Source organism: Bradyrhizobium denitrificans (assembly GCF_013179005.1).
In the GTDB taxonomy this organism is placed as follows: Bacteria; Pseudomonadota; Alphaproteobacteria; order Rhizobiales; family Xanthobacteraceae; genus Bradyrhizobium; species Bradyrhizobium denitrificans.
Window position 1 is genome coordinate 56,882 of the sequence record NZ_JABFDP010000012.1, and the last position, 19,244, is coordinate 76,125.

At 65.7% G+C, this 19,244-nt stretch carries 18 protein-coding genes; 10 read left to right on the forward strand and 8 right to left on the reverse strand.

Going from position 1 to position 19,244, the window contains the following annotated elements; translation table 11 throughout:
* Positions 1 to 27 precede the first annotated feature (27 nt).
* The 5 genes from HL671_RS14670 to bioB form a co-directional block, all read right to left on the reverse strand.
* The gene (locus tag HL671_RS14670; protein ID WP_172236895.1) at positions 28 to 1,893 is read right to left on the reverse strand and encodes an alkyl/aryl-sulfatase; all 1,866 of its coding nucleotides are present in this window, start codon (positions 1,891 to 1,893) and stop codon (positions 28 to 30) included.
* A gap of 163 nt (positions 1,894 to 2,056) precedes the next feature.
* A complete protein-coding gene (locus tag HL671_RS14675) occupies positions 2,057 to 3,322 on the reverse strand; it encodes an adenosylmethionine--8-amino-7-oxononanoate transaminase (RefSeq protein WP_172236804.1) in 1,266 nt (421 codons plus the stop codon).
* The gene (bioD, locus tag HL671_RS14680; protein ID WP_172236805.1) at positions 3,319 to 3,951 is read right to left on the reverse strand and encodes a dethiobiotin synthase; all 633 of its coding nucleotides are present in this window, start codon (positions 3,949 to 3,951) and stop codon (positions 3,319 to 3,321) included. The genes HL671_RS14675 and bioD overlap by 4 nt, the downstream gene beginning before the upstream one ends.
* A complete protein-coding gene (locus HL671_RS14685) occupies positions 3,933 to 5,099 on the reverse strand; it encodes an 8-amino-7-oxononanoate synthase (protein WP_172236806.1) in 1,167 nt (388 codons plus the stop codon). The genes bioD and HL671_RS14685 overlap by 19 nt, the downstream gene beginning before the upstream one ends.
* A 91-nt stretch (positions 5,100 to 5,190) precedes the next feature.
* Entirely contained in the window at positions 5,191 to 6,243 is a 1,053-nt protein-coding gene (bioB, locus tag HL671_RS14690; RefSeq protein WP_172236807.1) for a biotin synthase BioB, read from the reverse strand.
* A 122-nt stretch (positions 6,244 to 6,365) separates the two neighbouring features.
* Between bioB and HL671_RS14695 the strand changes: the two genes are divergently transcribed.
* Positions 6,366 to 7,001, forward strand: a complete 636-nt coding sequence (locus HL671_RS14695; RefSeq protein ID WP_172236808.1) for a GntR family transcriptional regulator — start codon at positions 6,366 to 6,368, stop codon at positions 6,999 to 7,001.
* 45 nt (positions 7,002 to 7,046) lie between these two features.
* Here the strand turns inward: HL671_RS14695 and HL671_RS14700 are convergent, their stop codons facing one another.
* Together HL671_RS14700 and HL671_RS14705 are read right to left on the reverse strand one after the other, a co-directional pair.
* Positions 7,047 to 8,177: a sterol desaturase family protein gene (locus HL671_RS14700; protein WP_172236809.1), complete on the reverse strand. Its 1,131-nt coding sequence runs from the start codon at positions 8,175 to 8,177 to the stop codon at positions 7,047 to 7,049.
* Positions 8,178 to 8,972: 795 nt separating this feature from the next.
* Entirely contained in the window at positions 8,973 to 9,416 is a 444-nt protein-coding gene (locus tag HL671_RS14705) for a CBS domain-containing protein (protein ID WP_172236810.1), read from the reverse strand.
* A gap of 514 nt (positions 9,417 to 9,930) precedes the next feature.
* Between HL671_RS14705 and HL671_RS14710 the strand changes: the two genes are divergently transcribed.
* The 8 genes from HL671_RS14710 to soxA all read left to right on the forward strand — a co-directional run bounded on the left by HL671_RS14710 (position 9,931) and on the right by soxA (position 17,463).
* Positions 9,931 to 11,325 (forward strand): MFS transporter, encoded by a 1,395-nt coding sequence (locus tag HL671_RS14710; RefSeq protein WP_012042927.1) that lies wholly within the window; start codon positions 9,931 to 9,933, stop codon positions 11,323 to 11,325.
* Positions 11,326 to 11,465: 140 nt separating this feature from the next.
* Positions 11,466 to 11,915 carry a (2Fe-2S)-binding protein gene (locus HL671_RS14715; protein ID WP_012042926.1) on the forward strand — a complete coding sequence of 150 codons (450 nt, stop codon included), beginning with the start codon at positions 11,466 to 11,468 and terminating at the stop codon, positions 11,913 to 11,915.
* A gap of 10 nt (positions 11,916 to 11,925) precedes the next feature.
* A complete protein-coding gene (locus HL671_RS14720; RefSeq protein WP_041751418.1) occupies positions 11,926 to 14,109 on the forward strand; it encodes a xanthine dehydrogenase family protein molybdopterin-binding subunit in 2,184 nt (727 codons plus the stop codon).
* Positions 14,110 to 14,164: 55 nt separating this feature from the next.
* Positions 14,165 to 15,442 (forward strand): NAD(P)/FAD-dependent oxidoreductase, encoded by a 1,278-nt coding sequence (locus HL671_RS14725; RefSeq protein WP_172236811.1) that lies wholly within the window; start codon positions 14,165 to 14,167, stop codon positions 15,440 to 15,442.
* Positions 15,426 to 15,872: a sulfur oxidation c-type cytochrome SoxX gene (soxX, locus tag HL671_RS14730; protein ID WP_172236812.1), complete on the forward strand. Its 447-nt coding sequence runs from the start codon at positions 15,426 to 15,428 to the stop codon at positions 15,870 to 15,872. The genes HL671_RS14725 and soxX overlap by 17 nt, the downstream gene beginning before the upstream one ends.
* Positions 15,873 to 15,878: 6 nt before the next feature.
* Positions 15,879 to 16,367: a SoxY-related AACIE arm protein gene (locus HL671_RS14735; RefSeq protein WP_172236813.1), complete on the forward strand. Its 489-nt coding sequence runs from the start codon at positions 15,879 to 15,881 to the stop codon at positions 16,365 to 16,367.
* A complete protein-coding gene (gene soxZ / locus HL671_RS14740) occupies positions 16,367 to 16,687 on the forward strand; it encodes a thiosulfate oxidation carrier complex protein SoxZ (RefSeq protein ID WP_172236814.1) in 321 nt (106 codons plus the stop codon). Before HL671_RS14735 ends, soxZ begins: the two co-directional genes overlap by 1 nt.
* Positions 16,687 to 17,463: a sulfur oxidation c-type cytochrome SoxA gene (soxA, locus tag HL671_RS14745; RefSeq protein WP_374050105.1), complete on the forward strand. Its 777-nt coding sequence runs from the start codon at positions 16,687 to 16,689 to the stop codon at positions 17,461 to 17,463. The genes soxZ and soxA overlap by 1 nt, the downstream gene beginning before the upstream one ends.
* Before the next feature lie 224 nt (positions 17,464 to 17,687).
* Here the strand turns inward: soxA and HL671_RS14750 are convergent, their stop codons facing one another.
* Positions 17,688 to 18,647 (reverse strand): LysR family transcriptional regulator, encoded by a 960-nt coding sequence (locus HL671_RS14750; protein WP_172236816.1) that lies wholly within the window; start codon positions 18,645 to 18,647, stop codon positions 17,688 to 17,690.
* 101 nt (positions 18,648 to 18,748) lie between these two features.
* On the opposite strand from HL671_RS14750, the gene HL671_RS14755 reads away from it, so the two are divergent.
* Complete coding sequence (locus tag HL671_RS14755) at positions 18,749 to 19,186, forward strand: DoxX family protein (protein WP_012042918.1); 438 nt, start codon at positions 18,749 to 18,751, stop codon at positions 19,184 to 19,186.
* The last annotated feature ends 58 nt before the right edge of the window (positions 19,187 to 19,244 follow it).

A 19,244-nucleotide genomic window follows, 5' to 3' on the forward strand; every position in this document is an offset into this window, starting at 1 on the left:
TCTCCGCCTCGATCTAATTCAGGCTTCCTAAGTCACCTTCGTCCGTTTCGGCGCGACGATCTCAAACATGCGCGGGAACTCGTCCATCAAGGACATCAGCTCGGCAAGCCGCATCGGATTGCCAGCGAAGCTGATCTTTCCGGCCGCGACCGCGTCCGGAAAGGTCACAGCTTTCGCGATGATGTCGTCGAGCGTGGAGCGCGCCAGCGTAAATCCCGCGTCCGCCGTAGAGGCCTGCACGCCCACCGCATAGGTCAGCGCGCAGTTCTGCAGGGTCAGCACGAAGCGCTCGCCGGTATCGGTGAAGGTCCAGTTCAGCACGATGTGCTTGCCCTCGGCCTTCGGCCCGTTCAGCCGGACGCCGAGCACGTCCCATAATTGCTCCGTGCGCAAGGCCGCCAGGGTCTCGCGCGGCATGCCCGGGCGCGCCGGGACGTCCGGCATGCCGTGGCGCAGCTCCTGCGCACCGAACAAATAGGCATTGCGCCAGGTTGCGCTTTCGGCCGCGTAGCCGAGCTGCTCCAGCGTATCGGCCAGCAGCGCGCGCGCCGCGGCATTGTCGGGCTCGGCAAAGACGAGATGACTGACCGCCTGCGCTACGAAGCGGAACTCGCCTCTTGCAAAATCCTCGCGCGCCCGCGCCAGCAGGCTTGCCGCGCCGCCCATGTATTCGACATATTTCCGCCCGGCCTCGACCGGCGGCAAAGGATCGAGGTTGGCGGGGTTGGCATCATACCAGCCGAGATATTTCTGATAGATCGCCTTCACATTGTGCCGGATGTGGCCGTAATAGCCGCGCGCATGCCACGCGCCTTCGAGGCTTTTCGGCAGCGCGATGGTCTCGGCGATCTCGCTCGCGGTCAGGCCGTGATTCATCAGCCGCACGGTCTGATCATGCGCGAATTTGTAGAGATCGCGCTGCTCGCGGATGACGGTGTCGACCCGGCCCGCACCCCATACCGGCCAATGATGCTGGCCGCACATCGCCTCGGCCTTGCCGCCCCACAATTGCAGCGCCTCGCCGAGATATTTCGACCAGGCCAGCGCATCGCGCACATCGGCGCCGCGAAACGGCAGCAGATTGTGGAAGTTGTGCGTACAGTTCTCGGCGAGGTTCAACAGCCTGTAGCGCGGCACGTAGAAATGCATCTCGGCCGGCGCCTCGCTGTTCGGCGCCATCTGGAATTCGAAGACGAGCCCGTCGATGGTCCTGGTGTCACCCGTCGCCATGATGAGGTCGGTCGGCCGCAGCAGCGCCACGGATCCCGCCGCCATGCTCTTGCCGAGCCCGCAATCGACATGCCCCTTCGCGCCCTTGGCCAGCAACGGACCGAACTGATATTGCGCCCGGCGCAGCATCGCGGGACCGGCGATGATGTTCTCAGACACCGCATGCTCGATGAACAGGTTCGGCGCGATCAGCGGCACCCGGCCACTGGCGACCGCATCCTCGTCGACCACGCCGCGCGCGCCGCCCCAATGATCGGTGTGGGTGTGGGTGAACATCACAGCCGTGACCGGCCGGACCCCGCGATGCTGATAATACAGCTCGAGCGCCGCCCGCGCGCCCTCGATCGAGGTCAGCGTGTCGACCACGATCACCCCCGTCTCGCCCTCGATCAGCGTCATGTTGGCGATATCGAGCCCACGCACCTGGTAGACGCCGGGCACGACCTCGAACAGGCCATGATGCATGTTGAGCTTCGCCTGCCGCCACAGGCTCGGATTGACGGTCGGCGGCGCGTCCTCTGCATCCAGAAAGCTGTAGGGCGCAAGGCTCCAGACGGTCCGCCCCTGCGCCGTCGTGACCTTGGCATCCTCGATGGTGCCGAGAAAGCCGCGCGCCGCGTCCGCGAAATCAGCCGTGTCCGCAAAAGGCAACGCGTCGAGCATGGAGCTCTGCGCCGCGATCACGGCCGAAGTGGCCTCCTTTGGCTCGTTGAAGCGATCACCGTCGATCGAGGCATTCATGGCTTCCGTCCTCCCGCAACCCACCTGTCTGCGGGATGCTAATGCGCGGAACCCTGGAGCGCAAATCGCAGCCGGAGGAAGGCTTTCAGATCACGTGATCGACCGCTGCATCGATCGTGGCGTAGATCGCCTCGAGATCGGCAGCGGTGACGCAGTAAGGCGGCATCACATAGATCGTATGGCCGAGCGGCCGCAGCAGCACGTCGCTGTCGCGAAAGAACGCCTGCAGCTTCGGTCCGATGTCGGCGAGATAGCCCTCGTCGTCGGCATGAAGGTCGAGCGCCGTGATGGTGCCGCAGCGCCGCACATCCGAAAATCGCTCGTCCTCTCGAAAGCGCGCGACACTGCGCTCCTGTGCTGCAGCGACGGCAGAGATCCGGGCGTGCGTCTCCGGCTGCCGCCACAGTGCGAGATTGGCACATGCCGCAGCGCAGGCGATCGGATTGGCCGTGTAGGAGCTGGAATGGAAGAAGGTACGCCTGCGGTCGGTCGAATAATGCGCCTCGAAGATGTCTGCGCTGCACAGCGTCACCGCGAGCGGCATCGCCCCGCCGGTCAGCCCCTTGGCGTAGCAGGCGATATCGGGAGCGATGCCGGCCTGCTCGCAGGCGAATAAAGTGCCGGTCCGGCCCCATCCGGTCATGACCTCGTCGGCGATGAACAGCACGCCGGACGCCTTGCAGATGCGGTGCATCTCGCGCAGCAGCGCTACCGGATACATCAGCATGCCGCCGGCACCGAGCACCAGCGGCTCCACGATGAAGGCGGCCGGCCTGTCGCGTTCGCAGATCGCGGCAAGCGCGTCGAGCGTCGCCTGCTCGAATCCCTCGGCAGGAAACGGCACCACGGCGACATCGAACAGCAGCGGCTCATAGGCTGCGTTGAACACGCCGCGGGCACCGACCGACATCGTGCCGATCGTATCGCCGTGATAGGAATGCTGCATCACGGCAATGCGTGTGCGCGGCTCGCCGATATTCCTGAAATAGCCGAGCGCCATTTTCAGCGCGACCTCGACGCTGGTCGCGCCGCTGTCCGAGAAGAAGACATGCGCCAGCGTTGGCGGGACCAGATCGAGCAGGCCGGCCGCGAGCTGCTCGGCCGGTTCGTGGGTATGTCCGGCGAAGATGACCTGATCCAGCTGCCCGGCCTGCTCCTGGATCGCGTGCACGATCGGCGGATGACAATGGCCATGCGTCACCACCCACCAGGAGGCGATCGCATCGATGATGCGCCGGCCATCGCGTGTGATGAGATACGCGCCGTCGCCGCGCGCGACCGGCGTCATCTCCGGCTGCAGCGCATGCTGAGTGAAGGGATGCCAGATCGGCGAGACGGCCTTGCGCATCATGGCGCGAAATCCGCCCGCCGGAATTCAGCGGCCACGGCGTGCTGCAGGGATCGCGCGGTCAGCTCCGGAAGCCAGGGCAGCCGACCGAGCCGCTTCACCGCGCCGAGCCGGCAGATCGTCTCCTCACTGTCCGCATTGGCGTCGCCGATGAAGGCGACACCGAGCACCGCGATGCCGCGGCTGCGCAGCGCGGCCAGCGACAACAGCGAGTGATTGATCGTGCCGAGGCTGGTGCGGGCGCAGAGCACGACCGGCCATTGCCATCGCGCGAAGACGTCGAGATAGAGTGTATCCGCGGTGAGCGGCACCATCACGCCGCCGGCGCCCTCGATCACCAGGGGTCTGCCGCCGGTGTCAGGAGGGTTCAAGCACAGCGGGTCGATGCTGACGCCATCGAGACGTGCAGCGAGATGCGGCGAAGCTGGCGCGGCCAGGCGATAGGCTTCGGGGAGCAAACGGTCGTCGGCCAGGTCGGCGAGCCGCTGGACGCGGCGCGAATCCGTCTCCTCCGCAAGCCCCGCCTGCACCGGCTTCCAGTAGCAGGCCCCGAGCAGGTCCGTGAGCGCCGCGGCGAACACGGTCTTGCCAATTCCGGTGTCGGTGCCCGTGACTACGATGCGCTGCGCCATCGCTGTCCTGCCCCGGTCTCCTCGGCGAGTGCGTCAAGCAACGACACCACCGCGGCCTCGTCGACGTTCAAGGTGAGCGACAACCGGAGCCGCGCCGTGCCGGCCGGCACGGTCGGCGGACGGATGCCGCGAATGTCGAAGCCGCGCGCCTGCAGCGCCGAGGCCAGTTGCATCGCCGGCGCATTGTCGCCGACGATGTAGGGAATGATCTGGGACGACGACCAGGTGGCGCCGAACCGGCGCGCGATCTCGCCATGGGAGAAGGCGACAAGCCGTGAGAGCTGCTGCAGCCGTTGCGGCTCGTCCTGCAGGATCGCAAGCGCTTCAAGCACGGCGACCGCCATCAGCGGCGACGGCGCGGTCGCGAAGATGAAGGGACGGCAGCGGTTGACGAGCGTATCGCGCAGCACCCGGCTCGCCGTGACCAGGGCGCCGGCGGCGCCCAGCGCCTTGCCGCAGGTATGAACGACCACGATGTTGTCGCGTCCCTCGAAGCCCGACGCGAGACCCCGCCCCTGCTCGCCATGCACCCCGGTCGCATGCGCCTCGTCGATCAGCAGGAACGCATCGTGACGCGCGGCGATCGCGATCAGATCGTCGAGCGGAGCCAGATCGCCGTCCATGCTGTAGAGGCTTTCGACAGCGATCCAAGGCCGGCCGACACCGCCATCCCTCCGCCAGGCCAGGATCGCGTCCTCGGCGGATTGTGGATCATTGTGCTTGAACTGACAGATCTCGGCGCGGCCGGCGCGGGCGCCCTCATGCGTGCTGGCATGCACCAGCGCGTCGAGCACCAGCAGGTCGTCGGCTTGCGGCAGGGTCGTCAGCACGGCGAAATTGGCGACGTAGCCCGATCCGAAGAACAGCGCGCTGTCAGCGCCGAAGAAGCGCGCGGCCGCCGCCTCCAGCCGCTCATGCTCCTCGCAATTGCCGCGCAGCAGGCGCGAACCGCCGGCTCCGACCGGCGTGCCCGCCTCCATGGCGGCGGCAATCGCGCGCTTCATCCGCGGCGCCTGCGCCAGGCCAAGATAGTCGTTGGAGGAGAAATCGAGACCGGATCTCGGGCTCAACCGGCGCAGCCGATCGTCGGCGGCGAGGCTCTGCAACTGCTCGGCGTAGCCGGCGAGCTTGTCGGCAGCGGCATTCATGCATCAGCTCCCTTCTTCGAAACGCCATTTGTCAGGGCAACGTCGTCGGCACCGGCGCTGCGCCGGGCCGGTCAAGGGATGACGGCCTTGCTCAGGCGACGAACGAACCGTCTGCCGTTTCCTTCGGGGCCGTCGCTGCGGCCGGACGCACCGACAATGCGGAGGTCATACCGAGGCGCGCGAGCAGCGCCGCATCGCGATCGGCCTGCGGATTGGCCGTGGTCAGCAGCACATCGCCGATGAAGATCGAATTGGCGCCGGCGAGCAGACACAAGCTCTGCAATTCGTCGCTCATATATTGCCGGCCGGCGGACAGCCGCACGACGCTTTGCGGCATCATGATGCGCGTCACCGCGATCAACCGCACCAGCGCGATCGGATCCGGGCGCGCGGCGGTGTCGTTGACCGGCACGCCCTTGACCTCGTTCCACATGTTGATCGGCACGCTGTCGGGATGCGCGCCAAGATTAGCCAGCAGCACCATCATGCCGAGCCGGTCATCGACCGCCTCACCCATGCCGATGATGCCGCCGCAGCACACCTTGATGCCGGCGTCCCGCACATGCGCGAGCGTGTCGATCCGATCCTGCAGGGTCCGCGTCGTGATGATGCGGTCGTAGAATTCGGGCGAGGTGTCGACATTGTGGTTGTAGAAATCGAGCCCGGCCTGCTTCAGCCGCTGCGCCTGCGGCGGCGTCAGCATGCCCAGGGTGACGCAGGTCTCCATCCCCAGATCCTTCACCGCGCTGACCATGTCGCAGACCTGGTCGAGATCACGGTCTTTCGGACTGCGCCAGGCTGCGGCCATGCAGAAGCGCTCGGCCCCCGCCGCCTTGGCGCGCTGTGCGGTGGCGACCACGGTGTCGCGATCCATCAGCTTGGTCGCCTTGAGGCCGGTGTCGTAATGCGCGCTCTGGGAACAGTAGCCGCAATCCTCCGGACAGCCGCCGGTCTTGATGCTGAGCAGGCTCGCCGTCTCCAGCCGGGTCGGATCGAAGTGCCGGCGGTGCACCGACTGTGCACGGAACATCAGATCCGGGAATGGCAGAGCGTACAGCGCTTCGGCTTCTTCTCTGGTCCAGTCGTGACGGATGGCGCCGTCCGCTGCAGGTTGCGACGACGATGGCCTGCGCACTTCACTCATCTCAAACTCCCGTCCACAGATCATAGATTTTATTTTAGATAATCTATAATCAAGCGTATTTGAGCACCGTAGAATATCGATCCTTCCGAGGCACGCGGTTTTTCGATAGATAATCTATCACCATGCAGGACGAGAATCTCACCACCGCCCATCGGATCGCCGACGTGCTCACCGAGCGCATCGTGAGCGGCGCGCTGCCGCCAGATGCCCCGCTGCGGCAGGACCACATTGCGCGCGAGTTCAACTCCAGCCACGTGCCGGTGCGCGAGGCGTTCCGACAGCTCGAAGCGCTGTATCTGGTGGTCGCAGCGCCGCGGCGCGGCGTGCGGGTGGCGCCGCTCGACGCGAAGTCGACCAAGGAGATTGTCGAGATGCGCGTTGCGCTCGAGGTGGTGGCGCTGCGCAACGCCGCCCCGCGCTACGCGCCGACGCAGCTCGCCGCGATCGAGCTTGCGCTGATCGAGGCGGACAATGCCGAGACCATCCAGGAGTTCGAGACTGCCAACCGCGCCTTCCATCGCGCGCTGGTCGCGCCTTGCGCCATGCCGCGGCTGCTGGCGAGCCTGGACGGATTGCGGCTGGCCAATTCGCGGCTGGTGCTCGCGATGGCGCGCAATGCCGGCTGGCGTCCACGCACCAACCAGGATCACCGGCTGATCCTGCAGGCCCTGCGCGCCCGCCAGATCGGCCATGCCTGCGAACTGCTGACCCGCCACAACCAGACCATCGAGCGGCTGGCGCGGCCGGGCGGCACGTAGCTCTGCACAGAGGTTCTGACGGTTGGCTTGGGCGCCTTGACGGCTTCAAGGGTCCCGATGTTCGAGGAATTCCTTCACCGGCCCAACGAAGGGGTGCATGAACTGGCCGAGCATGCCGCCGGGGATCGGCTTCACCGTACCGTAGTTGACCGGCCAGCGGTCCTTGGGCAGATGCCAGGTTCCGCCCAGCATATCGAACAGCGGCGTGTGGGCCGCGTAGTTCTTGTCGAGGGCCTCGGCGTCAGACGCGTGGTGCCAGTGATGGAACTGCGGCGTGACGATCACGTAGCGCAGCCAGCCGACATCCATCTTGATATTGGAATGGATCAGCACCGATTGCACGGAGATGAAAATGAGATAGGCGAAGATCGTATCCTGCGGAAAGCCGAGCAGGACGATCGGCACCAGCACCAGAGCACGCGTGGCCAACGGCTCAAGAAAGTGGAGGCGTGATCCCGACAGCCAGTCCATGTGTTCGGGCGAATGATGCACCGCATGGATTCGCCACAACCACGGCACCTCGTGATAGGCGCGGTGGGAGATGTATTCGACGGCATCGGCCGCCAGGATCACCAGCAAGAAGCGGACGATCGCCGGCAGGGCCACGACATGCGCCTGCAGGGATGGGCTGATCGCCCAGGCAAAAGCGTCATGCGCAAAATGCGTCGAGACCACCAGGAAGATGCCGATCAGCAGGTGGTTGACGCCGAAATAAGCGAGATCGAGTTTCCAGCCGGGACTGAGCGGCCCTTGCTCCGGCCGCACCCGTGGGAAGATCCACTCCAGCAGCACGAAGGCTGCGCCGGTGAAGAAGAGATCGAGCACCAGCCAGTCGAGGCCGAGATAAAAGCGCGGCTGGAGAAAATCCGGTGTCGGCACGTAGGGCCCACCCAGCAGCGTGGCGAGAAACAGCGCGCTGAGGCCGATCGCAGCCTGCAGCCGCGGGCCGCCGAGCACGATCCCGACGACCCCGAGCCAGGCCCCGATGACCATGGCGATCGCCAGCGTGAGGCGCAGCAGTTCGACGTCGTAATGGACCCGCAGCTCAGGCGTCGTAAGAAAGGCCGGGTAGCGCAGGCACAGCACAGCAGCGACGCTGAGCACGCCGATCGCGGCGCAGAGTGAACTGCCGATGCGCCCTTCCCCGATGCGCGGCCTCGACGTTTCCTGAGCCATTGACGGCCTCCCCACACGGATTCTCGAGCGCGTCAGCATGGGCGCGCGAGTTTTTCAAATCCAACGCTAGGGCATGTAGATGGCCGATAAGAGTTAAAATTGCCGGAAGTCAAAGTCTGCTTGGGCCATAAGCTGACCATCAATCACCGTCTTAGGCGCGATAAGAGCGCGGCCGCGTTCGGCTGCCTCGCAGTCCACGCCATATTATATTCGCCGTCGATCTTCACCCAATACGTACGTTCAGGCATGTCGCTCCCATCTAGTGAGTTGAAAGTGCATGTTGCCCTTTCGCGAATGATGGCGCCAATGGGGTCCTGAGCTTGGTAATCGATGAGCGCGACATACTGAACCGGCGGCACTCGTGCGACTTGGACCATGGCGTTCCTGGCTGCTTCAGACTTAGGCCGTAGAGGGTCCTTGAAGAACTCATCGAACGTCATTGTCTTCCGAAACTCGTCTACGCTAATCCGTTCATAGGTGGACGGAACAACCAGCCGCTCCTTGATTGCTCTATCACACGTTTGCACAAATTGAGAGTTGAAGGGTGGGTAGCCACGAACGTACGCGTGGCCCAGAACGATCGCAGCGAAACTCAGAAGCGCTGCGAATACGAGCTTTGTTCTCATCTTCCTGGTCGTTGCCGATATTGTCCACGCGGCACTCTGCACCGCTCCGAACAAGGAAGCGAAAATCAAAGGCAGAACATTTTTCGTTCAGCCGTTACTGAGCGCTAACGATGTCGCCTTTGAGTCCGAAGCAGCCATGCGTTTCGGAACGGGTCACCGCCGTCGTGTGTCACCCCCCAGGGCCGTCTTTCATGATGAAGCCCATCAGGTCGTCCACATTGTGCTCGAGATCCCGGATGATGTTCTTGACGACGTCGCCGATCGAGATCACGCCGACGACCTTGCCTGCGTCCAGCACCGGCAGATGTCGGAAGCCGCGCTGGGACATCATGGCCATGCAGCCGTCCAGCGGATGGTCCAGCCTGACCGTCACCGGGTTGGCCGTCATCACCTGGCCCACCTGCGTCTGCTTCGCATCGAGCCCGGGCAGCAGCACCTTGATGGCGCAATCGCCCTGGGTCACGATGCCGACCAGCACGCCGTCGTCGATGACCAGCACCGACCGGACCCGGTTGTCGCGCATCTTTTGCAAGGCTTCGACGACCATGTCGCGGGACCGAACATGGATCAGGGCGTCACTCTTCTGGGCCAGTGCGTTTCTGACTGTGGTCATCGATCTCTCTCGCACTCCCTGGTCTGTCTCGCCTTGACGGTCTGCATGGAAGCGTAGCCGAAATAGCTGGCCTCGTCAGCACTGCGCCGCCGCCGGCGAGGCTCGTCACCGATGGTGCGCTGCGGTGTGTCGAGGAACATGCCGTCGGCCTCCCGGGCACAACCCATCCCCACGACGCCGTATGAGGCACACACACCGTTGGCATCTACGCCACTCACGCGTCCCTGTGGCTATGGATTCCGGGTTCGCTGGTGCTGTTTCAAAACGGCTACGCCGTTTGTCGCGCGAATGCCCGGGAATGACGGAGCAAGACAGCAGCAGCGTTCCAGATATCGGTGTGTGTGTCCAAGGGCGAAGGCACGGCGAGCTTGGGCACGATTGGCCGGACGCGGTCGCCCTGCCCCCACAGCCTCGCGCATAAGCCCATGCGCGCGCGACGGCTGGGGCCCTCGCCCGCTCCCGTGTACATGCTCATCCGACGCGCCCGCGAACCGAAGGTCTCCAAAGGGTCCCCATGTCCAACCGCCACCATGCTTCGAAGCTCGCCGGCGACGGCGCCGACGGGCTGCCTTCCAGCCAGCGGCCCTGGGCGATCGCCGCGATCTTCACCGCGCTGTCGATGGCCTCGCTCGACGTCGCCATCGCCAACATCGCACTGCCGTCGATCTCGGCCGATCTCCACGTCACGCCGGCCGAGGTGGTCTGGGTCGTCAACATCTACCAGATCGCGCTGGTCGCAACCCTGCTGCCGCTCGGCGCGCTCGGCGAGATCGTCGGCCATCAGCGCATCTATCTCGGCGGCCTGCTGCTGTTCACGCTGGCGTCGGTCGGCTGCGCGCTGGCCTGGTCGCTGCCGACCTTGGTGATCGCGCGCGCCCTGCAGGGCCTCGGCGCCAGCGGCATCATGAGCGTCAACACCGCGCTGGTCCGCTTCGTCTATCCCGGCAAGATGCTCGGTCGCGGCCTCGGCCATAACGCGCTCGTGGTCGGCATCTCCTTCACCTTCGGCCCGACCATCGCCTCCGCCATTCTTTCGCTCGGCTCCTGGCCGTGGTTGTTCGCGATCAACCTGCCGTTCGGCCTGGTTGCAATCGCGATCGGCATGAAGATGCTGCCGCGGACGCCGCGCGCCGAGCACAGCTTCGACTTTCTCGGCGCCGGCTTCGCCGCACTTTGCCTCGGCCTCTTCATCACCGGCATCGGCAGCGCCGCGCATGGCGCGACGCCAGCGGCGGTCGTGGCCGAACTGGTGGGCGCGCTGGTGCTCGGCATCATCCTGACCCGCCGTCAGGCCGATCACCCGGCGCCGATGCTGCCGATCGACCTGTTCCGCCGCGGCGTGTTCGCGCTCTCGGCCGCGACGGCCGTGTGCTCGTTCTCGGTGCAGGGCCTCGGCTTCGTGTCGCTGCCGTTCTATTTCGAGGACATTCTGCAGCGCTCGCAGGTCGAGACCGGTTTCTTCATGACGCCCTGGCCACTCGCGGTGACGATCATGGCGCCGATCGCCGGGCGGCTGTCGGATCGCTTTCCCGCCGGCCTGCTCGGCGGCATCGGCCTCGTGATGCTTGGAACCGGCATGGCGCTGCTCGCTATGCTGCCGGAAAATCCGAGCACCGCCAACATCGTCTGGCGCATGCTGATCTGCGGCATCGGGTTCGGCTTCTTCCAGGCGCCGAACATGAAGGCCATCATGTCAAGCGCCCCGCCGCATCGCAGCGGCGGCGCCAGCGGCATCGTCGCGACCGCGCGGCTGACCGGCCAGACCACGGGCGCGGCCCTGGCTGCACTGTGCTTCAGCCTGGCGGGGCGCGAAGGCGCGACACTGGCCTTGGCGCTCGGTGCAGGTTTCGCCGCGCTCGGCAGCGTGATGAGCTTCCTGCGGCTTGCCGTGGCGCCACCGCGGGGCTGATGAGTTCGAGCGAACTACAACCCCGCGCCATCACAATTCTTCCGCGCCGCAAACGCATATTCTTGATTTGAAGGATGCAAACGTTCGCGGCACAGTGCGGCCCACAGTTCAACTGGCGAGTTGAACGAAAGGGATCTGCGATGGCAAACCTCACGATTAACGGCAAAGTTTATGATCTCGACGTCGAGCCCGACACGCCGCTGCTGTGGGCGATCCGCGAGAATGCCGGATTGACCGGCACCAAATATGGCTGCGGCATTGCACAATGCGGCGCCTGCACCGTGCATCTCGATGGCGCGGCCGTTCGGTCCTGCGGCGTCACCGTCTCCGAGGCCGCGGGCAAGCAGATCACCACGATCGAAGGCCTCGGCAGCGAGAGCGGCCTGCACAAGGTGCAGCAGGCCTGGCTGGAGAACGATGTTCCACAATGCGGCTATTGCCAGAGCGGCATGATCATGGCGGTGGCCGCGCTGCTGAAGGACAATCCGAAGCCGAGCGACCAGGACATCAACGACGCCATCACCAACATCTGCCGCTGTGGAACCTTCGCGCAGGTGCGCGAGGCGATCCATGCCGCCGCGAACGCCTGAGGAGGTCGGCATGAACAAGCACGTCTCGCCGCGCCTCAACCGCCGCTCCTTCATCATCGGCACCGCCGCGCTCGGCGGCGGGCTCGCGCTCGGGCTCGATCTTCCCTTCGGCGGCCCGCAAGTCGTGCGCGCCGCGGATGGTTCGCCAGAGGTCAATGCCTGGGTGGTGATCCGTCCCGACGACACCGTGGTGATCCGCATCGCCCGCTCCGAGATGGGCCAGGGCTCGCTGACCGGCCTCGCCCAGCTCGTCGCCGAGGAACTCGCCTGCGACTGGAGCAAGGTCACCACCGAATATCCGACACCGGGCCAGAACGTCGCCCGCAAGCGCGTCTGGGGCGACTTCTCCACCGGCGGGAGCCGCGGCATCCGCTCGTCGCAGGACTATGTCCGCAAGGGCGGCGCCGCCGCGCGCATGATGCTGATCCAGGCCGCCGCCGACCAATGGAAAGTGCCGGTGGCCGAATGCACCGCGGCGAACAGCGTCATCACGCACAAGGCGTCGGGCCGGACCACGACCTACGGCAAGGTGGCTGAAGCGGCGGCGAAGTTGACGCCGCCAGCCGACGTCAAGCTGAAGGACCCGAAGGACTGGACCCTGATCGGCAAGGGCGTGAAACGCCTCGACACCGCCGACAAGGTGACGGGCGCCATGATCTACGGCGCCGACATCAAGCTCCCGGGCATGCTCAACGCCGCGATCAAGGATTGTCCGGTCACCGGCGGCAAGCTGAAAAGCTATGATGAAGCCAAGATCGCCGGCATGAAGGGCGTGAAGAAGGTGGTGGCGGTCGACGGCACCGCAGTCGCTGTCGTCGCCGACACCTGGTGGCACGCGAAGACGGCGCTCGATGCGCTGCCGATCGTCTGGGACGAAGGCGAGAACGCCAAGGTCTCTTCGGCCTCGATCGCCAAATGGCTGGCCGAGGGTTTGGAATCGGGCCCGGCCTTCGTCGGCAACGAGAACGGCGACGCCAAGGCGGCGCTCGCCAGCGCAGCGAAGAAGGTGGAGGCAACCTACAACTATCCCTACCAGAACCACGCCACGATGGAGCCGATGAACGCGACCGCGCTCTACACGCCGGAGCGTTGCGAGGTGTGGTGCGGCACGCAGAATGGCGAGGCGGCGTTCGCCGCAGTGCTGGAAGCCTCGGGGCTGCCGGCCGACAAATGCGAGGTGCACAAGCTGATCCTTGGCGGCGGCTTTGGCCGGCGCGGCCAGACCGACTATGTCCGCCAGGCCGTACAGATCGCCAAAGCGATGCCGGGCACGCCGGTCAAGCTGTTGTGGTCGCGCGAGGAGGACATGACCCATGGCCGCTATCACCCGATCACGCAGTGCAAGCTCACCGGCGGCTTCGACGCCGACAACAATCTGACCGCGCTGCACATGCGCATATCCGGCCAGTCGATCCTGTTCAGCCTGCGCCCCGACGCGCTGGTCAACGGCAAGGATCCGGCGACCTTCCAGGGGCTGGCGCCGTCGGGCGAGGCGACGATCGGCTATTCCGTGCCGAATCTGCTGATCGAGCACTCCATGCGCAACCCGCACATCAATCCGGGCTTCTGGCGCGGCGTCAATGTGAACCAGAACGCGATCTATCTCGAATGCTTCATGGATGAACTCGCCAATGCTGTGGGCCAGGACCCGCTGGAATTCCGCCGCAGGCTGATGAGCAAGAATCCGAAGCATCTCGCGGTGCTCGACGCGGTGGCCGAGAAGATCGGTTGGGGCTCGCCGGCGCCGGAGGGCGTCTATCGCGGGCTGGCCCAACTGCACGGCTATGGCAGCTACGTCGCGGGTGCCGCCGAGATCTCGGTGATCGACGGCACCAAGATCAAGATCCACCGCATCGTCGCCTCGACCGACCCGGGCTATGTCGTCAACCCGGCGCAGGTGGAGCGGCAGATCGCGGGCTCGTTCGTGTATGGCCTGTCCGCGCTGTTCTATGGCGGCTGCACGGTCAAAGATGGGCGCATCGAACAGACCAATTTCGACACCTACAACTCGATGCGAATCGCCGAGATGCCGAAGGTCGAAGCGATCATGATACCGAGCGGCGGCTTCTGGGGCGGCGTCGGCGAACCGACTATCGGCGTGGCTGCGCCGGCCGTGCTGAATGCGTATTTCGCCGCCACCGGCAAACGCATCCGCTCGGTGCCGCTGCGCGACCAGAACATCACCTTCGCATGATCAGCGGGGCGGCAGGCGTTCGGAACAAAGCCTGCCGCCGTGCTATTCTGAACCCATGACATTCACCCGGCAGCGCACCCGCAGAGAGGTCGGCGGCCTGATCGCGGCGAGCGCTGCCCTGCTCGCGGCGCCGACCGTGCTGCGTGCGCAGACAACCGCGCGCGTCATCGTGATCGGCGGCGGCTTTGGCGGCGCCAGCTGTGCCCGCGCGCTGCGCCAGGCCGATGCGAAGCTCGAGGTCACCCTGGTCGAGGCCAACAAGACCTTCACCTCGTGCCCCCAGAGCAACGAGGTCATCGCCGGCCTGCGCGAGATCAGCGCTCAATATTTCGGCTACGACAAGATCGCCGCTGAAGGCGTGCGCGTCGTGCTGCTGGCGGCCGCCGCGATCGATGCGCCCGCGCACAAGGTCACGCTCGTCGACGGCGCGACGCTGGCCTATGACCGCCTCGTGCTGGCGCCGGGCATCGACATCGATTTCACCGCGCTGCAGGGCTATGACGAGGCCGCCTCCGCGCTCATGCCGCACGCCTACAAGGCGGGCGAACAGACGCTGCTGCTGCGGCAGCAGATCGAGGCGATGCCGGATGGCGGCACAGTCGCGATTGCCGTTCCCGCCAATCCGTCGCGCTGTCCGCCGGCACCTTATGAGCGCGCCAGCCTGATCGCGCATTATCTGAAGACGTACAAGCCGAAGTCGAAAGTGCTGATCCTCGACGCCAAGGACAGTTTTTCGCAACAGAAGCTGTTCGAGCAGGCGTGGAACGAGCTGTACGCGGGCATGATCGAGCGCATTCCGCTGTCGCAGGGTGGCCGCGTCACCGGCGTCGAGATCGCCACGCGCACGGTCGTGACCGAGTTCGGCAACTACAATCCGGATGTCGCCAACATCATCCCGCCGCAGAAGGCCGGTCGCATCGCGGCGCTGGCGGCGGCTGCCGACCGCACCGGCTGGTGCCCGATCGATGCCGCGACCTTCGCCTCGAAGCTTCTTCCGGACGTCCATGTCATCGGCGATGCCTGTCTTGGCGGCGGCATTCCGAAATCCGCCGGTGCAGCGCAGGCCCAGGGCAAGGCCTGCGCGGCCGTGGTCGTGCGCGACCTGACCGGACGCTCTTCCGAGCCGCCGCCGCTGACCGGCATCTGCTACAGTCTGGTCGCGCCGAACACCGCGTTCTCGCTATCCGGCGTCTATCAGCCCAAGGGCGATCTGTTCGCCGAAGTGGAGGGCGGCAGGACGAGCTCTCTCGACGCGCCGCGCAGTGCACGTGCCGCCGAGGCGGACGCTGCGACGGCCTGGTTCAAGGCGCTGATCTATGATGCGTTCGGTTAGCCGGGTCATCGCCATGATCATCTGCGCCCTGCCCGCAGCCGCGGTCGCGCAGGAGCTGAAGCCGTATACGATCGTCGGCGACGGCATCCCCGAGTCGCTCACCGGCCAACCCGGCGATGCCGCGCGTGGCCGCGCGCTCGTGCTCGCCCGCAGTTCGACCTGCATCCTCTGCCATTCCGGCCCGTTTCCGGAAGCACGCTTCCAGGGCGATCTCGCGCCGAGCCTCGCCGGCGCGGGCAACCGCGCCACCACGGCGCAGCTCCGGCTGCGGCTGGTCGATGCCAGCCGCATCAATCCCGAGACGATCATGCCGTCTTATTACCGCGTCGACGGGCTGACGCGCGTCGGTTCCGCCTGGCGCGACAAGCCGATCCTGACGGCGGAGCAGATCGAAGACATCGTCGCCTATCTCGCGACCTTGCGCGAGTGAGCCCATATGGACAGCATGTTCGAACCGCTCCACATGTCGCGTCGCCATCTGCTGCAGCTGGCGGGAACCGCCGCCGCGGCCAGCGCGCTGCCGCTGATCACGATCCGCCCCACGCAGGCGACGCCAGCGATGCTGACATCCGCCATCCGCAATCTCGTCGGCGAAGCCAAGGTGCAAATCGGCAAGGTCCGGCTCGACATTCCCCCGCTGGTCGAGAACGGCAACACCGTGCCGATGACCGTCAGCGTCGACCACCCGATGACGGCTGACAACTGCGTCAAGAGCATCCACATCTTCAACGAGAAGAACCCGCAGCCCAACATCGCGAACTTCCATCTGACGCCGAGCGCCGGCCGCGCGCAGGTGACGACGCGCATCCGGCTCGCTGACACCCAGAAGGTGGTGGCGATCGCAAAGCTCTCCGACGGCTCGTTCTGGTCGGTCAGCGTCGACGTCATCGTGACCTTGGCCGCCTGCACCGAGGAACTGCCGTGATGCCTGCCGCCCTCGTCAACGTACCCGCCAAGGCCAAGCGCGGCGCGGTCATCGAGATCAAGACCTTGATGAGCCATGTGATGGAGCCGGGCTATCGCCACACCGCCGCCGGCGAGGTCGTGCCGCGCGACATCATCACTAGCTTCACCTGCAGGTTCAACGGCGCCGAGATCTTCCGGGCCGACCTGTTCCCCGCCATCGCGGCCAATCCGTTCCTGTCGTTCTTCACCACGGCGAGCGAGAGCGGCCGCTTCGAGTTCGAGTGGATCGGCGACAATGGCTTTGTCGCCACCGCCTCGGCGGCGATCACGGTCGAATGATGCGGCGCGCTGTCCTCGCTATCCTGGCGCTTCTTGGCGCAGCGCTACCTGGTCTGGCCGGCGAGATCGCAGAATCCGCGCGCCGCTCCGGCTATGAGTTCATGTCGGCCGACACGAAGGCGATGCAGGACGACGACACCGCCAATCCAGCGATGCTGTCGGTGCTCGACGGCGAGACGCTGTGGCGCACGAAGGCCGGCGCTGCCGGCAAATCCTGCAGCGATTGCCACGGCGCCGTCGACGTCAGCATGAAAGGCGTCGCCGCGCGCTATCCCGCCTTCAATGCGGCGAGCGGCGCGCCTGTCGATCTCGGCCAGCGCGTCAATCTCTGCCGCAGGCAGCATCAGGAGGCTGAGCCGTTCGCACCCGAGAGCCGCGAATTGCTGGCGCTGACGGCCCTGATCGCAAGGCAGTCGCGCGGGATGCCGATCACCGCCGGTGACGATCCGCGGCTGGCACCGTCGGTCGCGCGCGGCCGCGCGCTGTTCATGCAGCGGCAGGGCCAGCTCAATCTCGCCTGCACCAATTGCCATGACGACAATTGGGACAAGCATCTCGCGGGCTCCGCGATCACGCAAGCACAGCCGACAGGCTACCCGATCTATCGGCTGGAATGGCAAGGCATGGGCTCGTTGCAGCGGCGCCTCCGCGGCTGCATGACCGGCGTCCGCGCCCAGGCCTACGATTTCGACGCCCCCGACATGATCGCGCTGGAGCTCTATCTGATGTCGCGGGCGCACGGCATGGCGGTGGAGGCCCCGGCGGTGCGGCCGTGAGCGGGCAAAAGCTCACGAGCTATCATGTGAGTCGTTTTAGAGCCGAGCAGCGCTGCACCTCGCCTCGCTTGCAGGACGTCGCTTCGAGCGAGCCTCCTAACTAATGAGTTACTCGTCATGCCCGGGCTTGACCCGGGCATCCACGTCTTTCTTTCCCGAACAACGGTGTGGATGGCCGGGTCAAGCCCGGCCATGTCGGACGAGAGACCTCCACACCCCCCAGATCAGGGCCCAGCCTTCCGTCCCTTCCGCGCCCCCGCCGCTGTCGCATCGATCACCGGGGGCGGTCCCTCCGAGGCCTGCTTCATCAGGGGATCGGTGGCGATGAAGTCGATGAAGGTGCGGACCTTGGCGGAGAGATATTTGCGGCTGGGATAGACCGCCATCAGTGGCGCCCTGATCGTCATCGCGTCCGGCAGCACCGTCTCGAGCCGGCCGCTGGCGAGATCGTCGGCCATCAGCCAGCGCGGCAGCACCGCCATGCCCATGCCGGCGACGGCGGCGTGATGCAGCAGCGTCTCATTGCCGCTGATCAGCACGTCCTTGAACGCCAGCGCGACCTCGCCGTCAGGACTGGACAACGTGATCGTCCGGAGCGGATACAACGCGTATTTCAGCATTGCATGGCCATTGAGATCGGCCACCGCCTTCGGCCGCCCGGCCGCGGCGAGATAGCTCGGCGCGGCGACGAGCTGCATCAGCACTGGCGTCAGCGGCCGCGCGATCAGCCCGTCGCCCGGTGCCGCGGAGACGCGCAGCGCCAGATCAAATCCCTCGTCGACGAGATTGACCAGGCGTCCGCTGAGATCGAGATCGATCACCACGTCCGGATAGCGCGCGCGGTACGCCGCGAGCGTGCCGGCAAACAGCGGATTGGCGAACCATACCGGCGCGCTGACCTTCAGGGTGCCGCGCGGGATCACGGTCGCCTTGCTGACGACGGCCTCGACCTCGTCGAGAGATTCCAGCATCGGCCGCACCTGGTCGAAATAGACCTGGCCGGCCTCGGTCAGGCCGACCCGCCGGCTGGTGCGGTTGAGCAACCGGGTCGAGAGCCGCTGCTCCAGCTGCATGACATGCTTGGAGGCCATCGCCGGCGAGAGCCCCAGGCGATCGGCGGCGGCCGCGAAGCTCTTGAGCTCCGCGACCTGGCAGAACACCCGAATACTGACCAGCGTATCCACTTGTCATCAACCCTCAGGAAATGATGGCTTAACGAAAAGCATAATGATCAAACCAGAAGAAATTATCAATGTCGGGCACCTTTCCATTTGGAGCTCCGACCATGTCCAGCACCGCATCGACCACCGATCTCAGCCCACTCCAGCCCTCGCTGGCGCTGCGCATCAGCCTGTGGGTCGCCCAGACCCTGCTCTTCGCCCTGTTCTGCTTCGCCGGCGTCACCAAGGTCTTCACCCCGATCAAGGAACTCGCCCAGATGATGCCGTGGACCGGCGAATATTCGGTGGCCTTCGTCCGCACCATCGGCCTGATCGATCTGGCTGGCGGGCTCGGCATCCTGCTGCCGTCGCTGACTCGCATCATGCCGCGCCTGACCGTGCTGGCTGCGATCGGCTGCGCCACGCTGCAGGTGTTCGCGTTCGCCTTCCACATCTCCCGCGGCGAAGCGGCGGTCACGCCCTTGAACATCCTGCTGCTGGCGCTGTCGCTGTTCGTGCTGTGGGGCCGCAGCAGCAAGGCGCCGGTCGCGCCGCGCGGCTGATCCGAGCATCGCCGGCGCTGGTCATCCGGCGCCGGCGCATCCCGTGCTTTGAAGGAAG